The organism is [Roseibacterium] beibuensis (assembly GCF_039542305.1).
GTDB lineage: Bacteria > Pseudomonadota > Alphaproteobacteria > Rhodobacterales > Rhodobacteraceae > Roseibacterium > Roseibacterium beibuensis.
In genome coordinates this window covers 1-505 of record NZ_BAABHW010000021.1, presented here as the reverse complement: position 1 = coordinate 505, position 505 = coordinate 1, and the positions used below count along the sequence as shown (strand labels likewise).

The 505-nt window shown below is 41.4% G+C and carries 1 protein-coding gene; it reads right to left on the bottom strand.

What is annotated here, in order from left to right:
* The coding region (locus ABD923_RS19105) for a linear amide C-N hydrolase (RefSeq protein ID WP_345229579.1) at positions 1-477 on the bottom strand (477 nt) is incomplete at its 3' end.
* Positions 478-505 lie beyond the last annotated feature (28 nt).

The following is a 505-nucleotide window of genomic DNA, read 5'->3' as shown; positions in this document are numbered from 1 at the left end:
CGACACTTCTTCTAAAACGGTAAAAGCCTCCTTGATCGGAATTTGCGAAGATACATACTGTAGACTCTTATTCTCCACTATGCGATAGGCAAGTGTAAAACGGTCCAGAGAATTCACTCGCTTCGACAGCTTAGATATAGAGGTTCCTTTGAATTTGTTCGCATATTGTAGTGACTTATCGAAGCTGGTATTCGTTACCGTAAAGTACTGTGCATCCTTGATCACCTGTGGCTTTCCAGCAATAAATTCAATGATGACGGTATGTCCTGAAGCATCTGAAACCGTATAGTGCAGCTCATACATTGATTTTTCTAATCTTATGTGATCTAGATTATTGACCACTTCTTCTACCGAAGCATACTGGTCTAACTGATATTGAATCCATTGCAGCTCATTTAGAGCAGGTCTGTTGTCTGCTTCCGGATATTGCCCATCCTCATGATACATCATAGCAATAGCCAAGCCTCTTTCATTCATTCCACTCGACGGTAACTCACGTCCAAAC